Origin of the sequence: Paraburkholderia dilworthii (assembly GCF_000472525.1) — a bacterium.
Lineage (GTDB): Bacteria > Pseudomonadota > Gammaproteobacteria > Burkholderiales > Burkholderiaceae > Paraburkholderia > Paraburkholderia dilworthii.
Genome location: NZ_AWZT01000039.1, coordinates 53,001 through 70,892, shown reverse-complemented (window position 1 = coordinate 70,892; position 17,892 = coordinate 53,001). Strand labels below are relative to the sequence as shown.

Sequence of the window (17,892 nt, the reverse complement as noted above, 5' to 3'; positions counted from 1 at the left end):
CGGGGTATGAGAGATACTACGGGCAAAACACCGAGCTGGCGGTTCTGAGAAGTACCGCTCGGCGCGCGCAGCGCCGCCGGAAGAATGACTGCCTTGTCACTGACGCGGAATGTGCGGGGGAACGGATTCCAGATGCACCACTGCCCCTTCCAGGCTAGGGGACCCACTTATGAGCTAGCGGTGTGAGCCGCTTTCTTTGCTTATCTTTCTTTGCGGCGGCAAAGAAAGTAAGTGCCGCCCCGCACAGGGGCAACACCAATAGACCACTGCGAAATCAAGGAGAGGCCAACGCGCCAGGAGCACCCCAAACCAACAACCAAAAAACCAAAAACCAAAAAACCAAACCTCATTCCCGACTAGCAACCGCCCGCCGCGCTTCCTCAGAAGAAGCGCCACCCCCGCCAGCCCCACCACTATCCGCCGTCCGCGACCCCTGCCCCTGGTCACCCCAGACAACCGAGCTATCCACCGCATACAACCGGCAAGGCGCCGAACTCTGCTTCTGACAATTCGCAACCGCGACCGACATCGGATCGTCACCGCCCTCGGCCCACGACCACGCGCCCGTGTCCGACACCGCGAACGCCCGGCTCGGATACTGATGCAGGAAGTTGCGATACCCATTGCGCCCGGCTTCGTCGACATAGGGCACGGCGTCGACAGCATCGACGGAAGCAAAGCCGCTTGCTTTCGGCGCCGAAGGATCCGACACCCGATACTGCACGCCCGTAGGCATGCCCACACGCGCGAGGAAAGCCTCGACGGCCGGCCACCATACATGCACGCCGTCGCGGTCGCCGACGAGCCGATGCGCGTCGTTCTTATAGCGGCCGTAATCGACCATCTTCGCGCTCGCACCGTGCGCAACGTACGCCGTGTACATGCCGGCCACCAGCGGCGCATTCCACACGGAATCGTTGTCGCCGTACATCCACAGCGACGGCACTTTCGTTTTGTCGCCGTACGCGCCGAACGCACGCGTCAGGTTGCCCTGCCAGTCGCCGCACGCGTCCTGCCGCAAGCCGCCCGAAAAGTTGATCAGCGCGCGCACGCCCGGTGCGGCTTCGGTGCCGTACGCCATCGTTGCGAGGCCGCCATGCGACGTGCCCGCCACCACGATGTGCGTAGCATCGACGTAAGGCTGCTTCGACATGTAGTCGACGGTGGCCGCGACGTCGCCGGCCTGCGACATGCCGTTGCGTTCGACGTCGCACCCGTCCTGATGATAGATGCCGCCGGACTGGCCAAAGCCCTGGCGGTTCGGCGCCACCACCACGTAGCCACGGCGCACGAATTCGCGCGCGAACGGCAACGGATCGCTGCGTTCCTGCATACGCGGATCGCCCGGAATCTTGCCGTGGTTGAAGACGATCATCGGGAACGGGCCTGCGCCGTCCGGCTTGTAAATCGTCGTTTGAAGCGTGATGTCGCCGTCGGCATCGACGGGTATGCGGATGATCTGTTCGTTCAGGCGCGCGGTCGGCAGATACACGTCGTCCTGGAGCGCGAGGCGCGGCACCTGCGCGCGGGCGAGAGGGCCAGGCTGGGCATCCGCGAGCGGGTTCGCCTGCGCGATTGCGACAGCGCACGTGGCCGCTGCACAAATCACCGCACACTTCGTGAGAACCTTGCTCAACACCATTCACGCACCTGCCTGAAAAGACTGCCTGGACATCTCATGTGCGTTCATCGAAACACGCGGCTGACATTCGCCTTTCGTGCACGTTTGCGACAAACAAAAAAATGCTCACGTACGCATTGCGCGAAGCGCACGCACGCCAATCGAGATCGCACGGGATAAACCCAACGGCCGACGCGACCCCGCGCGCCGATGATGAACGCCACGTCTGCCGCCGCGCGCCGCCGCAACCCTCACTATCTGGTTATCGGCCAGGCGCCGGCAAAACTTGCGGAACCCTTACCGGCGGGCTCTCGCATCGTGGCGTCATGAAGCAACGGCCCCATCCTGGCACGACAATTTTGTTTTGTGCAATCAAGGAGAACCCGCGACGAAAAAATTGCCGCGTCGCGCGGAGCACTGATGGATGGGGCGTGGGCGGCGCGAGGACGCGCATGCGTTCGCGAATGGGAGCGTGAATAGGCCTGTGAATGGCCCGCGAATCGAGCTTCCGATTCGACGCGTAAAGCCAAAGCCATCGCGCGACGAGCGCGTGTATCAGGCGATGGCGGACAAAGGCAAGCTGTGGTTTCAAGCCAACAACTTAAATGGCGCCGCTAAAGGGCCATATGCAATCACGGCGCCCTGTCCGCTGCGATGTGGTCGCAGTAAGGCAAGCAGCAGAAAGGCAAGCTGCAGAAAGGCGCGGAAAACTATTCGCTCACATCGCCATCGACATAAAGCCAGTGCCCTTTGTCGTCGAGAATAAAGCGGCTCAACTCATGCAACCGGTGCGCGCGGCCCGCGACCTTGTATCGCGCGACGAACTCGACAGTCGCATGACGCGGATCGCTTTCCTCGAACGCCTTGATTTGCAGTCCGAGCCAGCGAGGGGCGTCCGGCGCGGACACGTCTGCGTCGAGATCGGCAGGGCAGGTTTGCGGCGCCCAGGTGGCGCGCAAATAATCCGTTGCGCCGACAACGTAAGCGCTGTAACGCGAGCGCATCAGTTCCAGTGCGCGCGGCGCGATCTCGGCGCCGTCGATGTAACGGCCGCAGCACTGCGCGAAACGTGGCGCTTTTGCGGCGCTGGTGTGGCGGGGCGCAGCGCCGCCGCATGGACAGTCGGCGGGTCGCTGCATGGGCGACTTGTGCTTGTTCATCGAACTCATCGAATCAATCGAACTTCTAGCCGAGACCGCGCGCGATCAATATCTTCTGGATGTCGCTCGTGCCTTCGTAGATCTGGCATACGCGCACGTCGCGATAAATCCGCTCGACCGGAAAGTCGCTCAGATACCCATAGCCGCCGTGAATTTGCAGCGCCGCCGAACAGATGCGCTCGGCGGCTTCCGACGCAAACAGTTTCGCCATTGCGGCTTCCGTGAGACACGGCTGACCGGCGTCTTTCAGCGACGCCGCATGCCAGATCAACTGACGCGCGGCTTCGAGTTGCGTCGCCATGTCGGCGAGGCGGAACTGTACGGCCTGGTGCGAAAAAAGCGGCTGGCCGAAGCTCTCGCGCTCCTTGGCATAGCTCAACGCGGCCTCGAACGCGGCGCGCGCCATGCCGACGCTTTGCGCCGCGATGCCGATGCGGCCGCCCTCGAGCCCGGACAGCGCGATGCGATAACCTTCGCCTTCCGCGCCGATCAGGTTCGCGGCCGGCACGCGACAGTCCTCGAAAATGATCTGCGCAGTGTCCGACGAATGTTGGCCGAGCTTGTCTTCGACGCGCGCGACCACGTAACCCTTGGCATCGGTCGGCACGATGAACGCGCTGATGCCGCGCTTGCCCGCCGCCTTGTCGGTGACGGCCATCACGATTGCCAGGTTGCCGTTCTTGCCGCTCGTGATGAACTGCTTGACGCCGTTGAGCACGTACGCGTCGCCGTTGCCGTCTTTGTCACGTCTGGCCGTGGTGCGCAGCGCCGAAGCGTCGGAGCCGGCTTGAGGTTCGGTCAGACAGAACGCGCCGAGCATCTCGCCGCGCGCAAGCGGCGTGAGCCAGTCGCGCTTTTGCGCGTCGTTGCCGTACGTCAGCAGAATGCTGCATACGGGGCAGTTGTTGACCGAGATTGCCGTGGATGTGCCGCCGTCGCCCGCGGCGATTTCCTCGAGAATCAGCGCGAGCGCGAGCGCGTCCATGCCGGCGCCGCCGTAGGCTTCGGGCACCAGCACGCCGTAGGCGCCCAGTTCCGCAAGTTGACGGTGAACGTCCTTCGGGAATGTGCGCTCGCGATCCCATGTCGCCGCGTACGGCGTGACTGCTTCACGCACGAAAGTGCGCAGCGCGTCGCGGACCATCAGGTGATCCTGATCAAGCACCATGAGCGTGTCTCCTCACCACTCCAACTGCGTGCCGTCGTATTGATAGAAACGGCCATTGAACGCCTCTCGCGAGGCCGCAGCCTGCTTGAGCACTTCGCGCATGCCGGCGACGCTGCGTGTCGGATCGATCGCCGCCTGCGCGCCGCCCATGTCCGTTTGCACCCAGCCCGGATGCAACGACACGCACGTGGCACGCTGCGCGTCGAGCGACGCGAGCTTGAGCGCGTCGTTCAGCGCCGCCTTGCTCACGCGATACAACCAGCCGCTTGTGCCGCTCGAGTCGCCGATGCTGCCCATCTTGCTCGAAATCACCGCGAGCACGCCCCCCGTTTCTTCGACGAGCGGCAGCAGGATCGGCATCAACTGCATCGGGCCGCGCACGTTGGTATGCATGACGTGGTCGAAGTCTTCGGCGGTGATCGTTTCAATGCCTTCGGTGCGCGGGCCGTACACACCCGACACGACGACGGCTACATCGACATGCTCGCCGTCGAGCTTCCAGCCGAGCGCGGCGATGTCCTCGGGCTCGGTTACGTCGACGGAATAGGTTTGCGCGCCGAGCTGAGTGAGCGTGTCGAGCGCGGCGCCGTCGCGCGCGGTGGCGAGCACACGCCAGCCGCTATGTTTGTACTGCCGGACAAACTCCTGGCCGATGCCGCGCGATGCACCGACGATCAACACTGTCTTCATGGAATCACTCCAGACGTTAAAACGCGCCGGCTCGCAGACGACGCGTCAAACCAGTTCGATACCCATCGCGGTTGCTTCTCCCCCGCCGATGCACAACGTCGCGACGCCGCGCTTGCCGCCGCGCTTCTTCAGCGCGCCGATCAGCGTGACGAGAATGCGTGCGCCCGATGCGCCGATCGGATGGCCGAGCGCACACGCGCCGCCGTGCACGTTGACCTTTTCGTGCGGCAACTTATGTTCTTTCATCGCTGCCATCGTGACGACGGCAAACGCCTCGTTGACTTCGTACAGATCGACTTCGTCGGCGCGCCAGCCGTTCTTCTCGAACAGCTTGCGAATCGCGCCGACCGGCGCGGTGGTGAATTTCGCCGGTTCCTGCGCGAAAGTCGAGTGGCCGACCACGCGCGCAATCGGCGCGACGCCGAGACGCTTTGCCGTCGATTCGCGCATCATCACGAGGGCCGCCGCGCCGTCCGAAATCGACGACGAGTTCGCCGCCGTCACTGTGCCCGTTTTGCTGAACGCGGGCTTGAGCGTGGGAATCTTGTCGAGGTTGGCCTTGAACGGCTGTTCGTCGCGATCGATGGTCACTTCGCCTTTGCGGCTCTCGACTTTCACCGGCGCGATTTCCCATGCGAACGAACCGTCTTCGTTCGCCCGCTTCGCGCGGTTCAGCGATTCGACTGCGAACGCGTCCTGCGCGTCGCGCGTGAAGTCGAACGAGGCCGCGCATTCTTCCGCGAAGGTGCCCATCAGGCGGCCTTTTTCGTAGGCGTCTTCGAGGCCGTCGTAGAACATATGGTCGATCACCTGTCCATGACCCATGCGCATGCCGCCGCGCGCTTTGGGCAACAGGTACGGCGCATTCGTCATGCTCTCCATGCCGCCCGCGACGATCACGTCGGCAGAGCCCGCGGCCAGCATGTCGTGCGCGAACATGGCCGCGCGCATCCCGGAGCCGCACATCTTGTTGACCGTGGTGCTGCCCGTGGAAAGCGGCAAACCGGCGCCGAGCGCGGCCTGCCGCGCGGGCGCCTGGCCGAGCCCGGCGGGCAGCACGCAGCCCATCACCACTTCGTCGATCTGCTCGGGCTTGAGGCCGGCGCGCTGGACCGCGGCTTGTATTGCCACCGAGCCGAGTTGCGGCGCGGTCAGCGATGCAAAATCGCCTTGAAATGCAGCCATCGGCGTGCGCGCCGCGCTCACGATCACAATCGGATCAGCCTGTGTTCCACTCAAGTTCGTCTCACTCATGTTTCAGCTCCTTGATCACACCTTCGACGATAGCCGGTACGTCGCCAAGCTGGGCGGCATCGGCGGCAACGATGTCGTTGTCCGCCTGATGCGCGCGGCCTGCCGATACGGCTGCGACGCAACGCTGGTAAGTTTCATCGAGCGCGGCCGCGTTGTTGATCGTCATGCCGAGGTCGCGCACCTTGCCGTCGTGCACGCCATACGCCCAGCCGTGCACGGTCAGTTCCTGGCCGCGCGCCCATGCATCGTTGATGATGGTCGTGCGGCACACGTTCACCACCTGCTCAAGAGCGTTCAATTCGACGAGACGCCGGTGACGTGCTTCGCCAAGCGGCCATTCGTCGAGCAGCGCGGCATGCTTCGCGCGCACGTCCTGCACGTGATGCAGCCAGTTATCCGCGAGACCCACGCGGCGGCCGTGCAACGCGGCGCCCACGCCCGAGCATCCATAGTGGCCGACCACCATGATGTGCTTGACCTTCAGCAGATCGACGGCGAACTGGATCACCGACAAACAGTTCAGGTCCGTATGCACGACCACGTTGGCGATGTTTCTATGCACGAACACTTCGCCCGGCGGCAGCCCGATGATCTGGTTTGCCGGCACACGCGAATCTGAGCAGCCGATCCACAGATATTCGGGCGTCTGCTGATGCGCGAGGCGCGAGAAGTACTCGGGATCTTCGGACAATTTGCGGGCGACCCACGCGTCGTTGTTATCGAACAGATGCGCGAGCGGGTGGGCAGGGTTGGAAGCGTTCGTATTCATAATGCGTCTGGGCGGTTAGTCGACCGTTTGAACGGCCGGTGTCGTTACGTTGGATTCTTCGGCGAGGTACACGCGGCGTGTGAGCAGCTATGCGACTCTCACGCTGCGCTCGTCTGCCGGCGCTTCTGCTGGATCCTGCGCGTTCGAGCCATTGGATCCATCAGATCCATTAGATGCCGCATCGACAAAGCGTTCCGGATAGCGGATGCAGAAGCGCACGCTGCTGTCATACGGGAAAAAGTCGGGCAATTCGCCTTTCAGTAGATGATCCTTATGCTTTTGCCACAGGGCGGGATCGAAGAAGTCCGCGTGATGCTGCATGAACGAGCGGCGCACGCGCGGGTCGCCGAGCAGAAAAGTGCCATACGTCTCCGGGAAAATGTCGTGCGGGCCGACCGAGTACCACGGCTCGCCCGACATTTCGTCTTCCTCATTGCGCGGCGCCGGCACCGCGCGCACGTTGCAATCGGTCAGATATTCGATCTCGTCGTAGTCGTAAAACACCACACGGCCGTGGCGGGTCACGCCAAAATTCTTGTACAGCATGTCGCCGGGGAAGATGTTCGCCTGCATCAATTCTTTGACCGCGTTGCCGTATTCCTTGATGCCGTGATCGACGTCGTCGTCGTTATCGCTTTGTAGGAACAGATTGAGCGGCACCATGCGGCGCTCGATGTACATATGGCGAATCACGAGATTGTCGCCGTCGTATTCGAGCAGCGACGGCACCTCTTTTTCGAGTTCGCGCACCAGTGCTTCGTCGAGCCGCGAGAGGGGCAGCGCGACGCTTGAATATTCGAGCGTGTCGGCCATGCGGCCCAGTCGGTCATGCCGTTTGACGAGCTGATACTTCTCCTGGATCTTCGCGCGCGTGGTTTCCTTCGGCGGCGGAAAGTTGTCCTTGATGAGCTTGAACACATACGGAAAGGAGGGCAGCGTGAACACCAGCATCACGAGCCCCTTGATGCCGGGCGCGATGATGAACTGATCGCTCGAATGCGACAGGTGATGCAGCAGGTCGCGATAAAACAGATTTTTGCCCTGCTTCTGCAAACCCACAGACGTGTAGATTTCGGCCTTCGGTTTGCCCGGCATGATGGTGCCGAGGAATTCGACGTAAGCGGACGGCACTTCCATATCGACCAGAAAGTACGAGTGCGAGAAGCTGAAGATGATCAGCAACTGTTCGCGCTTGAGCAGCACGGTGTCGAGTGCGAGCACACCTGGCCGCGCGTGGCGCAGCGGCACCGCGAACGGCAGCAGCATATCGCCATTGATGATTCTGCCGACGATATACGCCGACTTGTTGCGAAAGAACAGCGACGAGAGCACATGAATCTGGAAGTTCGGCGCTTCGTCGAATATGCCGAACGAGTCGTGGATCATCTGCATTACGCAGCCGACGTCGCGAGTCAGATCTTCGAACGGCGGCTCCAGCTGGAAGTTCGTGACGATGCGCTCGAGCGTGGCGGCGAGGCCGTCCTTGCCCGGATAGTACGCACGATAAGTCGGCTTCGCCGCAGGCTCGTCGTTCTCGATGTACTCGGTCGAGATCGCCGGGCGCACGAAAATGAAGTCGTTATTGAAATACGAGCGGTGCAGAATCTTGCAGCACACGGAATTGAAAAACGTTTCCGCGCATTCGGGCTGACGGTGCCTCGTCAAGAGGCCGATGTAGTGCAGCTTGATCTGCTGCCACACTTCGCTGTCGATACCCTCGGCGTCGTACTCGTCTTCGAGCAACTCGACGCATTCCTGGACGCGATCGTCGTAAGACGTAATGCGCTCACGCGCGAGCTTTTGCAGGCCGTGCCAGTCGCCGTTTTCGAACAATGTTTTGGCGTGAATCGCCGCGTCGCGAAAGATCCGGTAGTGCCGGTTGAACCCTTCGAGCAGCGTCTCTGCAACGTCAAAGCCGATTTGCGACGATAACAGTTTAGGGAAGTGATTCATGTCGACCGTGCATTCGTCCCATGTCGTGAAGACACCCGTGATTGTATCGTTCGGGTGGGCCCGCGACGCATTGCGCCGCTCGACTCGTGCTCTCGCGCCCTATCGGCGTTAGCAGACGTTCGCCGACTTTTCCGGCCAACTCCGCTCAATTCCCAGTCTGGTACGCGTTAAACAATCCAATTTTCAGCAAAAAATTTGTTCGCTTCGCCGTTCGTTCCTCTCACGCGGGCTTCGGTTCGCGCGTGTTGTTATCGAGCAGCGTGCGGGCCTGGGCTTCGTATTGCGCGAGGTCTTCGAGTGTCGCGTTCAGGTCTTCCAACTGCCGCTCCAGCACCTCGCGATGACGCGCGACCGTCGCGAGAAACGCGTGCAGCTGCGACACCGTGTCGGTCGGCGATTCGTACACGTCCAGCAGATCGCGAATCTCCGAAAGCGTGAAGCCGAGCCGTTTGCCACGCAACGTCAGTTTGAGCCGGGTGCGGTCGCGGCCCGAATAGACGCGCCGCAAGCCGCTCGAACCTTCGCGACTCGGCGAGAGTAAACCCTGATCTTCGTAGAAACGTATGGCGCGCGGCGTGACGTCGAATTCCCGCGCGAGGTCGGTGATCGTGTATTGCGTGTTCATCGGGACATTCGGTAGCCGGGCAAACAATAGGATTGAACGATAGAATCGACGTTTACGTTATCGTCAACCTGGGTTGAATGCAACCTGCGGCAAGTACGCACAATGCGTGGAGGAAGACACCCCAATGAATGCACTCGAACATCAACTCGACTATCCGTTCGGCGACACGTTGCCCGAACCCGGCCGGGCGCAGGAAGTCGCGCCCGGCGTCTTCTGGCTGCGCATGCCGCTGCCGTTTGCACTCGACCATATCAACCTGTGGCTGCTGCGCGACCAGATCGACGGTCAGCAGGGCTGGACGGTGGTCGACTGCGGGATCGCGTCAGATGCGATCAAGGAGAACTGGGAGAAAGTGTTCGAGTCGGCGCTCGACGGTTTGCCGGTGCTGCGCGTGATCGTCACGCATTGTCATCCGGACCACATCGGACTCGCGCACTGGGTATGCGGCGGCGGTGATAAGAAGCGCTGGGACGCGCGGCTGTGGATGACCCTCGGCGAATACATGCAGGCTCGCGTGATGGCGGCCGGCGACGGCTCGAATGCGGGCGGCGAGGGCGCTGCGCGGCACTTTGCGCTGCACGGCGTGACCGACCGGGAATCGCTTGAGAAACTGCGCAGCCGCCAGAGCTATTACGCGAACTTGGTGCCGGAAGTTCCGGGCCAGTATCGGCGTCTGCGCGAAGCGGATGGCGTGACGATCGGCGGCAAGACGTGGCGCGTGGTCACAGGCTTCGGACATTCGCCGGAGCACTGCGCGTTGCACTGTGAAGAGACCGGTGTGCTTATATCCGGCGACATGGTGCTGCCGCGCATTTCGACGAATGTGTCGGTGTTCGCAATGGAGCCGGAGGGCTCGCCGCTCGCGCTTTATCTTGAGTCGCTTGCGCGCTATGAGGTGATGCCGGAAGACACGCTCGTGCTGCCGTCGCATGGCAAGCCGTTTCGTGGCGTGCGTACGCGCGTGAGGCAACTCCGCGAGCATCATGATGCGCGTCTGGCCGAAGTGCGCGAGGCGTGTGCGTTAAAACCGCAAAGCGCGGCGGATATCGTGCCGCTGATGTTCAAGCGCGAACTCGACATTCACCAGATGACGTTCGCGATGGGTGAAGCGCTCGCGCACTTGCATTTGCTGTGGCTGGCCGGGGCATTGAAGCGCCGGCTGGATGACGATGGAGTGATCCGGTTCTCGGCGTGATTGCTCGCCCCATCCGACGCGGCATTAAAAAACCCGGTGCTTCCTCCACCGGGTTTTTTCTGTGCCTCACAGCGCAGCCAGTGATTACTGCACCACCACCGCGCCAAAGTTCTGTCGTCCGAACGGACTCACGTGATAACCGCTCACATTGGTTCGCGTAATGGCGGCCGCCGTGGGATAGCCGAGCGGAATCCACAGCGCCTGATCATGGATGATCTGCTGCGCGGCCTGATACGCTTTCGCGCGCTTGGCTTGATCCGGCGTGGACTTGCCCTCGGCGATCAACTTGTCGAGATCCTCATTGCAAAAGCGCGCGAAGTTGATGCCCGATTTCACCGCATTGCAGCTAAAGAGCGGCGACAGATAATTGTCCGGATCGCCATTGTCGCCCGCCCAGCCCATGAATAGCGAGTCATGCTGACCTTGCTTCGCCTGCTTGATGAGTTCGCCCCATTCGATCACTTTCACGTCCGCCTTCACGCCGATCTTTGCAAAGTCGGCTTGCAGTAACTCGGCGCCCGCCTTCGGATTCGGATTCAGCACGCTGCCGTTGGGGCGCACCCAGATCGTGGTTTCGAAGCCGTTCGGATAGCCGGCGTCGGCGAGCAGTTTCTTGGCCTTCGCCGGATCGTACGGCCACGCCTTCACCGCCTTGTCGTAGCTCCACGTGTTCGGCGGATACGGGTTCACGGCGGGCGTCGCCGTGTTGTCGAACACCGTTTTCAGATACGTGCTGCGGTCGAACGCCATGTTTAGCGCGGCGCGCACTTTCTGGTTGTCGAGCGGCTTTTTCTGCGTATTCAATGCGACGAACGCGGTCATGAATGCGGGCGTCTGCACGATGGCGAGCGACTTGTCCTGCTTGGCATCCGCGAGATCCTGCGGCTTCGGCGACAACGCGATCTGGCATTCGCCCGCTTTCACCTTCTGCGCGCGCACTGTGGCGTCGGGCGTGATCGCATAGATCAGGCGGTCGATCTTCGGCTTCGGGCCCCAGTAGGTCGGGTTCACGTCATAACGGATCACCGCGTCTTTCGTGTAGCTCTTCAGTTCGAATGGACCGGTGCCGATCGGCTTCGAGTTCAGGTCGACCTGCTTGCCGGCCTTGAGCAACTGATCCGCGTATTCAGCCGAATAGATGGAGGCGAAGCCCATCGTGAGAATAGAAACGAACGTCGCGTCCGGCGCGTTCAGTTCGAACTTGACGGTGTTGTCATCGACCTTGCTGATCGACTTGATGAGCTTCGGCAAGCCCATCGACTGCGCATGCGGGAAGCCGCTCGCGCCCGCTACCTTGTGCCACGGATTGCTGTCGTTCAACATGCGGTCGAACGTGAACACGACGTCGTCAGCGGTGAGCGGCCGGCTCGGCTTGAAGTAATCGGTGGTCTGGAACTGCACGTTCGGGCGCAGATGGAACGTGTAGGTGAGGCCGTCCGCGCTCACGTCCCACTTGTCGGCGAGCGACGGCGCGACTTTCTTCGCGGCTTCGTCGTACGAGACCAGCGAATTGAAGATCACGTCAGCCGACGCATTCGTCGTGACGAGCGAGTTGAACTGCACGACATCGAAGCCGTCGGGGCTCGACTCGGTGCAGACGGTCAGCGGTTTGGCGAGCACGAGCGCGGGCGCCGTGAACAGTACGGCGGCTGCGAGCAGTTTGAAGCGCATAAGATCTCCGATAACAAGCGCAGTCAGGCAGTGCGTCTGGTTTGTGGTTATGTTCCGTTGACGGGCGACCGGCGACAGCGACCCTCAGCCGGCGGCGTGGCCGCCGACTTCATTCTGATACGTTTCCGTCCCCCGCGCATGGGCGCCATTAATCGGGGCCATGCACGCGCCGGCCTTCGCGAAAGCTTATCGAAGGGCCGTTGCGGCGACAACAACATAATCCACATATTCATATGGAATGGACGTGTGCGGGGCCTGCCGCGCATTCACTCGGCCGCTGCGCGCTTCATCAGATAAGCGATGCCTTCGATCGCTCGCACGCCGTACCACGAGACCATTTCTCCATCGATCAACTCGATGCGCTTGCCGGCCACTCGCGGATCGCGTTTCAGCGCATCGCAATGAGCCTGCGTGAAGCGATAGGGCTCGCTCGAAAGCAAAATGCGATCGACCCCGGCAAGCCACGGCGAGCGGTCGAAATCGAACACCGGATAGCGGGCCGCGCCTGCTGCTCCGCCTTGCACATCGGGCAGCGTTCGCCAGTTCACGAGGCGCAACATCGCGGAGATGTAAGTGTCGCGCGCGACGGTCATCCACGGTTCGCGCCAGATCAGATACAGTACATTTTGCTCGGCGAATTCGTGCGAGGCGGCCTCGTGCAGACGCGCCTCAAGCATTGCAGCGAGATCGCGTGCTTCTTTCTCGCGGTCGAAGATCGCACCCAGCAGCGTGTAGAGCGAGAGATTGTCTTGCGGAGTCTGTGGATGCGTCACAACGACATGCGGCACGAACGCGCGCAACTGGTCGACAGTGCCGCGCTCGTTCTCGTCGATATTGACGATCAGATGGGTGGGTTGCAGCGCGCGGAGCGCATCGACATTCACCGCTTTCGTGCCGCCGACCTTGGGCACGTTGCGAACCTTGTCGCGCGGATGCACGCAGAAGCCGGTACGCCCGACGATCCGCCCTTCGAGGCCCAGAGCAAACAACAGTTCGGTAATGCTCGGCACCAGCGAGACGATGCGCGTGCCGACACCCGCTTTCTCGTGCGCGACGCCGGTTGCATCGACCGCACGCACAGACATGATTTACTCGGCGACAGCGCGCGGCTTGCGCGGCGCGCGTTCGAACACGCGGTCGTAAAGCCAGCGCGGCGCTACGTGCAGCAGCATCGCGACAATGCGCATCTGCCAGGGAAACACAGCGAAGGCCGTGCGGCGCTCGATCGCCTGCGCAGCCTTTTCCGCGAAGCGCTCTGCGTCCATCAGGAAGGGCATGGTGTAGGGATTGTGCGCGGTCATCGGCGTGCGGACATAGCCCGGCGCGATAGTAACCACGCCGACGCCGTGCGGACGCATTTCGACGCGCAACGCTTCGAGATACTTGAGCGCCGCCGACTTCGACGCGCTATACGCGCCCGAGCCCGGCAAGCCGCGCACGCCTGCGACGCTGGCAATGCCGACCAGCGCGCCTTGTCTGGCGGCGATCATCGCTGCGGCGAACGGCTCGAACGTGGCGACCATGCCGAAGTAGTTGATGTCCATCACTTCGCGGAAGGTGCGCAGGTCGCCTTGCCCAGTGACCGCGCCACGGCTCACGCCCGCATTGGCGATCACGATGTCCGGCAAACCGTGTCGCGCGATGAACTGCGCGGCCGCTTCGGCGAGCGCCTCGGCGTCGCGGACGTCGACGGAAAAAATCGAAATGGAGTTTTGCGGATGAGACCGATGGAAGGCGGCAAGAGCGTCGCCGCGGCGGGCAACGAGGCCAAGAATCGCGCCGCGCCGCGCATATTCGGCGGCGAGCGCGAGGCCGATCCCACTTGACGCGCCGGTAATGAAAACTTTCAACGATGAGCTCATTCCGGCGCCTCGGGCTTTACATCTTCTTCGCGCGAACCTGCTGGACCAGGTAGTCGAGCACCTGGACGGTGCCGGGCAGGCTGTTGGTCGCGGCCGGGCCGGTTTCATACTTGCCCTGAACGGCGATAGTCGGCACGCCGTCGATCTTGTAGTCTTCCAGCAGCTTCTTGTCTTTTTGCAACGCGCTCTGCGTTGAGAACGAGTTGTACGCGTCCATGTACTTCTTCGGATCGACGCCATTCTTCGCCAGGAATTTGGCCTGATCTTCCGGCGTCAGCAGATAGTCTTTGTTGACGTGGATCTCGTTGAAAACCTTGGGCGTGAGTTGCGTGGCGAGGCCGAGTGCGTCGAGCGCGTGGTACATCTTCGAGTGCGGAATGAAGTCGTCGCGGAAGGCGACCGGCACGCGCTTGAACACCACGTCCGCGCCCTGTTTCTTCACCCATGCTTCGAGGTACGGGTCGAATTCGTTGCAGTGCGGGCAGCCGTACCAGAAGAATTCGGTGACTTCGATCTTGCCGGCGGGCACGTCGGTGGGTTGCGTGGTCGGCAACACCGTGTAGTCCTTGCCCGCGACCGGCGCCGACGGCGATGCCTGCGCCGTGGCCGCGACGAGGCCCAGCGAAAGGAACAGAATGCTCAGCAGTTTTTTCATGTTTTGTTGACCCAAGTAGGCGTAAACAGTGGCGCCACGCAAATGCCCGTCACCGTTTTCAAATCGGCGTTGGACGGTTCTATCGTCCGTCGTGCTCAATCGTGCTTGCGATTCTTGTGACATGCGCCGCGCACCGATAGTTCGGCGGCGGCGCATGCAGGTGGATCACTCGCTGTTTATTGTTTGGTGAAACGGATTACGGCTGTGTCCACGCCCGCATCCGACAGACGCTGACGGCTCGCGTTCATGTCCTCGAACTTCGAGAACGGTCCGATACGCACGCGATAATACGTGACGCCGCCCGCATCGCGCTGCGTGACCTTCGACTCGAAGCCCTGGAACGCGAGACGCGCGCGTTGCTGTTCGGCGTCGGCGGCGGTCTTGTAGGCGCCCACTTGCAGGAAGTAGCCGGTGTTCGCGTCGCCGGGTGCCGGTGCTGGCCCCGAACCCGGCTTGCCGTTCGCGGCTGTAGCCGACGACGTGCTCTTCGGCGCGGAACCCGCAGCCGTAGCAGCCGGCGCGTTGGTGCCCTGCGGTTTCTTCGCGGGCGCTGCTGCCGCGGCGCTGCTGCCGTTATCCTGCGCGGGCTTCGGCGCGACCGCCGTGCCGTTGCCGTTCGAATTGTTGCCGATGGTCGGCGGCACTTCGATGATCTGCGGCTGCTCCAGCATGCCCGATTGCGTCTGCGAATTGGTCTGGCCAGGCGCGGTGTTCGGCGGCGCGGGTTGCGCGGCCTGCGGCACCGGCTGGCCCGGCGTCTTGCCTTGCAGCGGACGGTTCGGATCGTATTGCGCCTGGCTCGCGCTCGAATCGGACGCAGCGGGCGGCGCGACCTTCGACACGAACGGCGTAGGCGCACGGGTGATATACAGCGCCACCACTACCGCGATCGCAAGGCCGACGATCAGGCCCAGCACGATGCCGAGAAAAGTACCCCCGGTTTGTTTCGATTGCTTTGTTGTGCGGCGTGGTTTTGCCATCGTATGAATCACCTGCAAAAAGAATCCTGGAACGGCCGCCGATTATAACGACGGCCGCGTGCATGTTGCGCCGGAGGACTTACATTTTGAATGGAGCGGAGACGCCGATGATCGCAAGACCGTTGGCGAGCACCTGACGCGTAGCCGCGAGCAGCGCGACGCGTGCCTTGCGTTCGGTTGCATCGTCGACCAGCACGCGCTCGGCCCTGTCATTGTAGAACGAGTGGAATTCACCGGCGAGGTCGCGCAGATAGAACGCGACCGCATGCGGCGCGAGTTCGTCGGCGGCATGCTGGAGCATGTCAGGGAATTCGGCGAGCTTGTTCAGCAAGGCCATTGAGCGCTCGCTCGTGAGCGGCGCGAGGTCGACACTGGCGAGCGCGCTCTCGTCCGCGTTTTGATCGGCGCCATAGCGTGCCTTGCATTCGGCGATGACCGAGCAGATCCGTGCATGCGCATATTGCACGTAGTGCACGGGGTTTTCGTCATTTTGTTTCAACGCGAGGTCGATGTCGAAGACGAACTCCGTGTCGGCCTTGCGCGAGATCAGAAAGAAGCGCACCGCGTCGCGGCCGCGGCGAATCGTCTCTTCATCGATCAGATCGACGGCAGCTTCGGAGCCCGGCGTTGCGCCGCCTGACCATTCGATCAGATCGCGCACGGTCACATAGCTGCCCGCGCGCTTCGAGATCTTCACCTCTTCGCCGTTGCGCATGACCGTGACCATCTTGTGCAGCACGTAGTCCGGATAGCCTTTCGGAATGCCAACGCCGAGCCCTTGCAGGCCGGCGCGCACGCGCGCGATCGTGCCGTGGTGATCGGAGCCCTGAATGTTGATGACCTTCGTGAAGCCGCGCTCCCACTTCGCAACGTGATAGGCGACGTCCGGCACGAAGTACGTGTACGTGCCGTCGCTCTTGCGCATGACGCGGTCTTTGTCGTCACCGTCGTCGGTGGTGCGCAGCCAGAGCGCGCCTTCCTGCTCGTAGGTCTTGCCCGCGGCGATCAGCGCTTGCACGGTTTTCTCGACGCGGCCTTCGGTGTAAAGCGACGACTCCAGGTAGTACTGGTCGAACTTCACGCCGAACGCCTGCAAGTCCATGTCCTGTTCGCGGCGCAGATACGCGACCGCGAAACGGCGGATCGCCTCGAGATTTTCGACGTCGCCCGCGCCTGTGACGGGCTCGCCGTCGCTAGCGGATACCGTGACGCCGTTCAGATAGTCTTTCGCGATGTCGGCAATGTACTCGCCGTTGTACGCCGAAGCCGGCCAGCCTTCGTCGCCCGGAGCGAGGCCGCGTGCGCGCGCCTGGGTGGACAGTGCGAGTGTGGCGATCTGCACACCGGCGTCGTTGTAATAGAACTCGCGATGCACGTCCCAGCCTTGCGACGCGAGCACGTTCGACAGCGCATCGCCGAGCGCAGCCTGGCGGCCGTGCCCAACGTGCAGCGGCCCCGTTGGGTTCGCCGACACGAATTCGATCAGCACATGCTTGCCAGCGTCGCGTTGCGAGCGGCCATACGTATCTTTTTCGGCGAGCACCGCGGCGATCACGGCCTGCTTGGCCGCAGCGGCGAGGCGCAGATTGATGAAGCCCGGCCCCGCGACTTCGGCGGATTCGATGAGGCCTTGAGCCTGCGGCTGCGCGAGCAGTGCATCGACGATCTGCTGCGCCAGCTGGCGCGGATTGGCGCGCAGCGGCTTGGCGAGTTGCATCGCCACATTGCACGCGACGTCGCCGTGCGCGGCGACCTTCGGACGCTCCAGCGCGATGGTGGGCGACACGAACGCGGCTTCGGTCGCGCCTTGCGTGGCAAGAGCGACCTGCTTCACCGTGTCGGCGAGCAGTGTTTCGAGAGTATGTTTATGTGCGGGCAGCATGCTTGTTGCGAGTCCAGTGAGGCAATCCGGTGATGCAAAAGAGGCGCCGGCTGCGCGGCAGGCGCGGCCGATTCGTCGGAAGCGTGGAAAGCGGTTCGCTCGTCGATGCATCGGCATGACAGGCTCGCCGTTGGGCACGTTGCCTGCAACGCGATCAGCGCGCTGCGCGGCGTCCTGCGAAGGCATGGCTGCTGTGGCATGCAGGCGCGAACCGGCCGGGCTGGCCACGCCGCTTGTGCCTTTGCGCGCGGCGCAGCGAGGCGCGCTTTTCCGTCCAGACGGATTTTAGCAGGTGCTAATATGTTCAATGAGATGCCCAGCAAGGGCCGATGCCGCCGCGTCTCTTTGGCGAGCTAACGGAGCGCGCGCTGACGGCGGCGTTGAGCGCTGCTCGCGCGTCAACCCAA

15 protein-coding genes are annotated in these 17,892 nt (G+C 62.5%); 1 reads left to right on the top strand and 14 read right to left on the bottom strand.

Annotation, left to right across the window (positions count from 1 at the left end; genetic code table 11):
* Window positions 1-346: 346 nt before the first annotated feature.
* From F759_RS0126790 to F759_RS0126755, 8 genes are all read right to left on the bottom strand, one after another.
* A complete protein-coding gene (locus tag F759_RS0126790; protein WP_027802566.1) occupies window positions 347-1,642 on the bottom strand; it encodes a dienelactone hydrolase family protein in 1,296 nt (431 codons plus the stop codon).
* Window positions 1,643-2,331: 689 nt separating this feature from the next.
* The gene (locus F759_RS0126785) at window positions 2,332-2,781 is read right to left on the bottom strand and encodes a YchJ family protein (protein ID WP_027802565.1); all 450 of its coding nucleotides are present in this window, start codon (window positions 2,779-2,781) and stop codon (window positions 2,332-2,334) included.
* Between the two features lie 25 nt (window positions 2,782-2,806).
* Entirely contained in the window at window positions 2,807-3,949 is a 1,143-nt protein-coding gene (locus F759_RS0126780; protein ID WP_027802564.1) for an acyl-CoA dehydrogenase family protein, read from the bottom strand.
* A 12-nt stretch (window positions 3,950-3,961) separates the two neighbouring features.
* Window positions 3,962-4,639, bottom strand: a complete 678-nt coding sequence (locus tag F759_RS0126775) for an SDR family oxidoreductase (protein WP_027802563.1) — start codon at window positions 4,637-4,639, stop codon at window positions 3,962-3,964.
* A gap of 45 nt (window positions 4,640-4,684) precedes the next feature.
* Complete coding sequence (locus F759_RS0126770) at window positions 4,685-5,893, bottom strand: acetyl-CoA C-acetyltransferase (RefSeq protein ID WP_027802562.1); 1,209 nt, start codon at window positions 5,891-5,893, stop codon at window positions 4,685-4,687.
* On the bottom strand, window positions 5,886-6,662 hold the full coding sequence (gene can / locus F759_RS0126765; protein WP_027802561.1) for a carbonate dehydratase: 777 nt from the start codon (window positions 6,660-6,662) through the stop codon (window positions 5,886-5,888). The genes F759_RS0126770 and can overlap by 8 nt, the downstream gene beginning before the upstream one ends.
* 87 nt (window positions 6,663-6,749) lie before the next feature.
* Window positions 6,750-8,615: a bifunctional isocitrate dehydrogenase kinase/phosphatase gene (aceK, locus tag F759_RS0126760; protein ID WP_027802560.1), complete on the bottom strand. Its 1,866-nt coding sequence runs from the start codon at window positions 8,613-8,615 to the stop codon at window positions 6,750-6,752.
* A 220-nt stretch (window positions 8,616-8,835) separates the two neighbouring features.
* Window positions 8,836-9,240: a MerR family transcriptional regulator gene (locus F759_RS0126755; protein WP_027802559.1), complete on the bottom strand. Its 405-nt coding sequence runs from the start codon at window positions 9,238-9,240 to the stop codon at window positions 8,836-8,838.
* A 124-nt stretch (window positions 9,241-9,364) separates the two neighbouring features.
* Here F759_RS0126755 and F759_RS0126750 point away from each other — a divergent pair, with 124 nt between their 5' ends.
* Window positions 9,365-10,435 (top strand): MBL fold metallo-hydrolase, encoded by a 1,071-nt coding sequence (locus tag F759_RS0126750; protein ID WP_027802558.1) that lies wholly within the window; start codon window positions 9,365-9,367, stop codon window positions 10,433-10,435.
* A gap of 84 nt (window positions 10,436-10,519) precedes the next feature.
* Here F759_RS0126750 and F759_RS0126745 read toward each other — a convergent pair whose 3' ends face one another.
* From F759_RS0126745 to argS, 6 genes are all read right to left on the bottom strand, one after another.
* On the bottom strand, window positions 10,520-12,106 hold the full coding sequence (locus F759_RS0126745) for an ABC transporter substrate-binding protein (RefSeq protein ID WP_027802557.1): 1,587 nt from the start codon (window positions 12,104-12,106) through the stop codon (window positions 10,520-10,522).
* Between the two features lie 266 nt (window positions 12,107-12,372).
* Window positions 12,373-13,191: a helical backbone metal receptor gene (locus F759_RS0126740; protein ID WP_027802556.1), complete on the bottom strand. Its 819-nt coding sequence runs from the start codon at window positions 13,189-13,191 to the stop codon at window positions 12,373-12,375.
* 3 nt (window positions 13,192-13,194) lie between these two features.
* Window positions 13,195-13,968: an SDR family oxidoreductase gene (locus tag F759_RS0126735; protein ID WP_027802555.1), complete on the bottom strand. Its 774-nt coding sequence runs from the start codon at window positions 13,966-13,968 to the stop codon at window positions 13,195-13,197.
* 16 nt (window positions 13,969-13,984) lie between these two features.
* A complete protein-coding gene (locus tag F759_RS0126730) occupies window positions 13,985-14,623 on the bottom strand; it encodes a thiol:disulfide interchange protein DsbA/DsbL (RefSeq protein ID WP_027802554.1) in 639 nt (212 codons plus the stop codon).
* Window positions 14,624-14,799: 176 nt separating this feature from the next.
* Window positions 14,800-15,621 carry an SPOR domain-containing protein gene (locus tag F759_RS0126725; protein ID WP_027802553.1) on the bottom strand — a complete coding sequence of 274 codons (822 nt, stop codon included), beginning with the start codon at window positions 15,619-15,621 and terminating at the stop codon, window positions 14,800-14,802.
* Window positions 15,622-15,682: 61 nt separating this feature from the next.
* A complete protein-coding gene (argS, locus tag F759_RS0126720) occupies window positions 15,683-17,485 on the bottom strand; it encodes an arginine--tRNA ligase (RefSeq protein WP_027802552.1) in 1,803 nt (600 codons plus the stop codon).
* Window positions 17,486-17,892: the final 407 nt, after the last annotated feature.

Bases quoted from the DNA above. Each gene is read 5' to 3' on its own strand.
- F759_RS0126790 (WP_027802566.1), bottom strand. From the start codon at position 1,642: ATGGTGTTGAGCAAGGTTCTCACGAAGTGTGCGGTGATTTGTGCAGCG.
- F759_RS0126785 (WP_027802565.1), bottom strand. From the start codon at position 2,781: ATGAACAAGCACAAGTCGCCCATGCAGCGACCCGCCGACTGTCCATGC.
- F759_RS0126780 (WP_027802564.1), bottom strand. From the start codon at position 3,949: ATGGTGCTTGATCAGGATCACCTGATGGTCCGCGACGCGCTGCGCACT.
- F759_RS0126775 (WP_027802563.1), bottom strand. From the start codon at position 4,639: ATGAAGACAGTGTTGATCGTCGGTGCATCGCGCGGCATCGGCCAGGAG.
- F759_RS0126770 (WP_027802562.1), bottom strand. From the start codon at position 5,893: ATGAGTGAGACGAACTTGAGTGGAACACAGGCTGATCCGATTGTGATC.
- can (WP_027802561.1), bottom strand. From the start codon at position 6,662: ATGAATACGAACGCTTCCAACCCTGCCCACCCGCTCGCGCATCTGTTC.
- aceK (WP_027802560.1), bottom strand. From the start codon at position 8,615: ATGAATCACTTCCCTAAACTGTTATCGTCGCAAATCGGCTTTGACGTT.
- F759_RS0126755 (WP_027802559.1), bottom strand. From the start codon at position 9,240: ATGAACACGCAATACACGATCACCGACCTCGCGCGGGAATTCGACGTC.
- F759_RS0126750 (WP_027802558.1), top strand. From the start codon at position 9,365: ATGAATGCACTCGAACATCAACTCGACTATCCGTTCGGCGACACGTTG.
- F759_RS0126745 (WP_027802557.1), bottom strand. From the start codon at position 12,106: ATGCGCTTCAAACTGCTCGCAGCCGCCGTACTGTTCACGGCGCCCGCG.
- F759_RS0126740 (WP_027802556.1), bottom strand. From the start codon at position 13,191: ATGTCTGTGCGTGCGGTCGATGCAACCGGCGTCGCGCACGAGAAAGCG.
- F759_RS0126735 (WP_027802555.1), bottom strand. From the start codon at position 13,968: ATGAGCTCATCGTTGAAAGTTTTCATTACCGGCGCGTCAAGTGGGATC.
- F759_RS0126730 (WP_027802554.1), bottom strand. From the start codon at position 14,623: ATGAAAAAACTGCTGAGCATTCTGTTCCTTTCGCTGGGCCTCGTCGCG.
- argS (WP_027802552.1), bottom strand. From the start codon at position 17,485: ATGCTGCCCGCACATAAACATACTCTCGAAACACTGCTCGCCGACACG.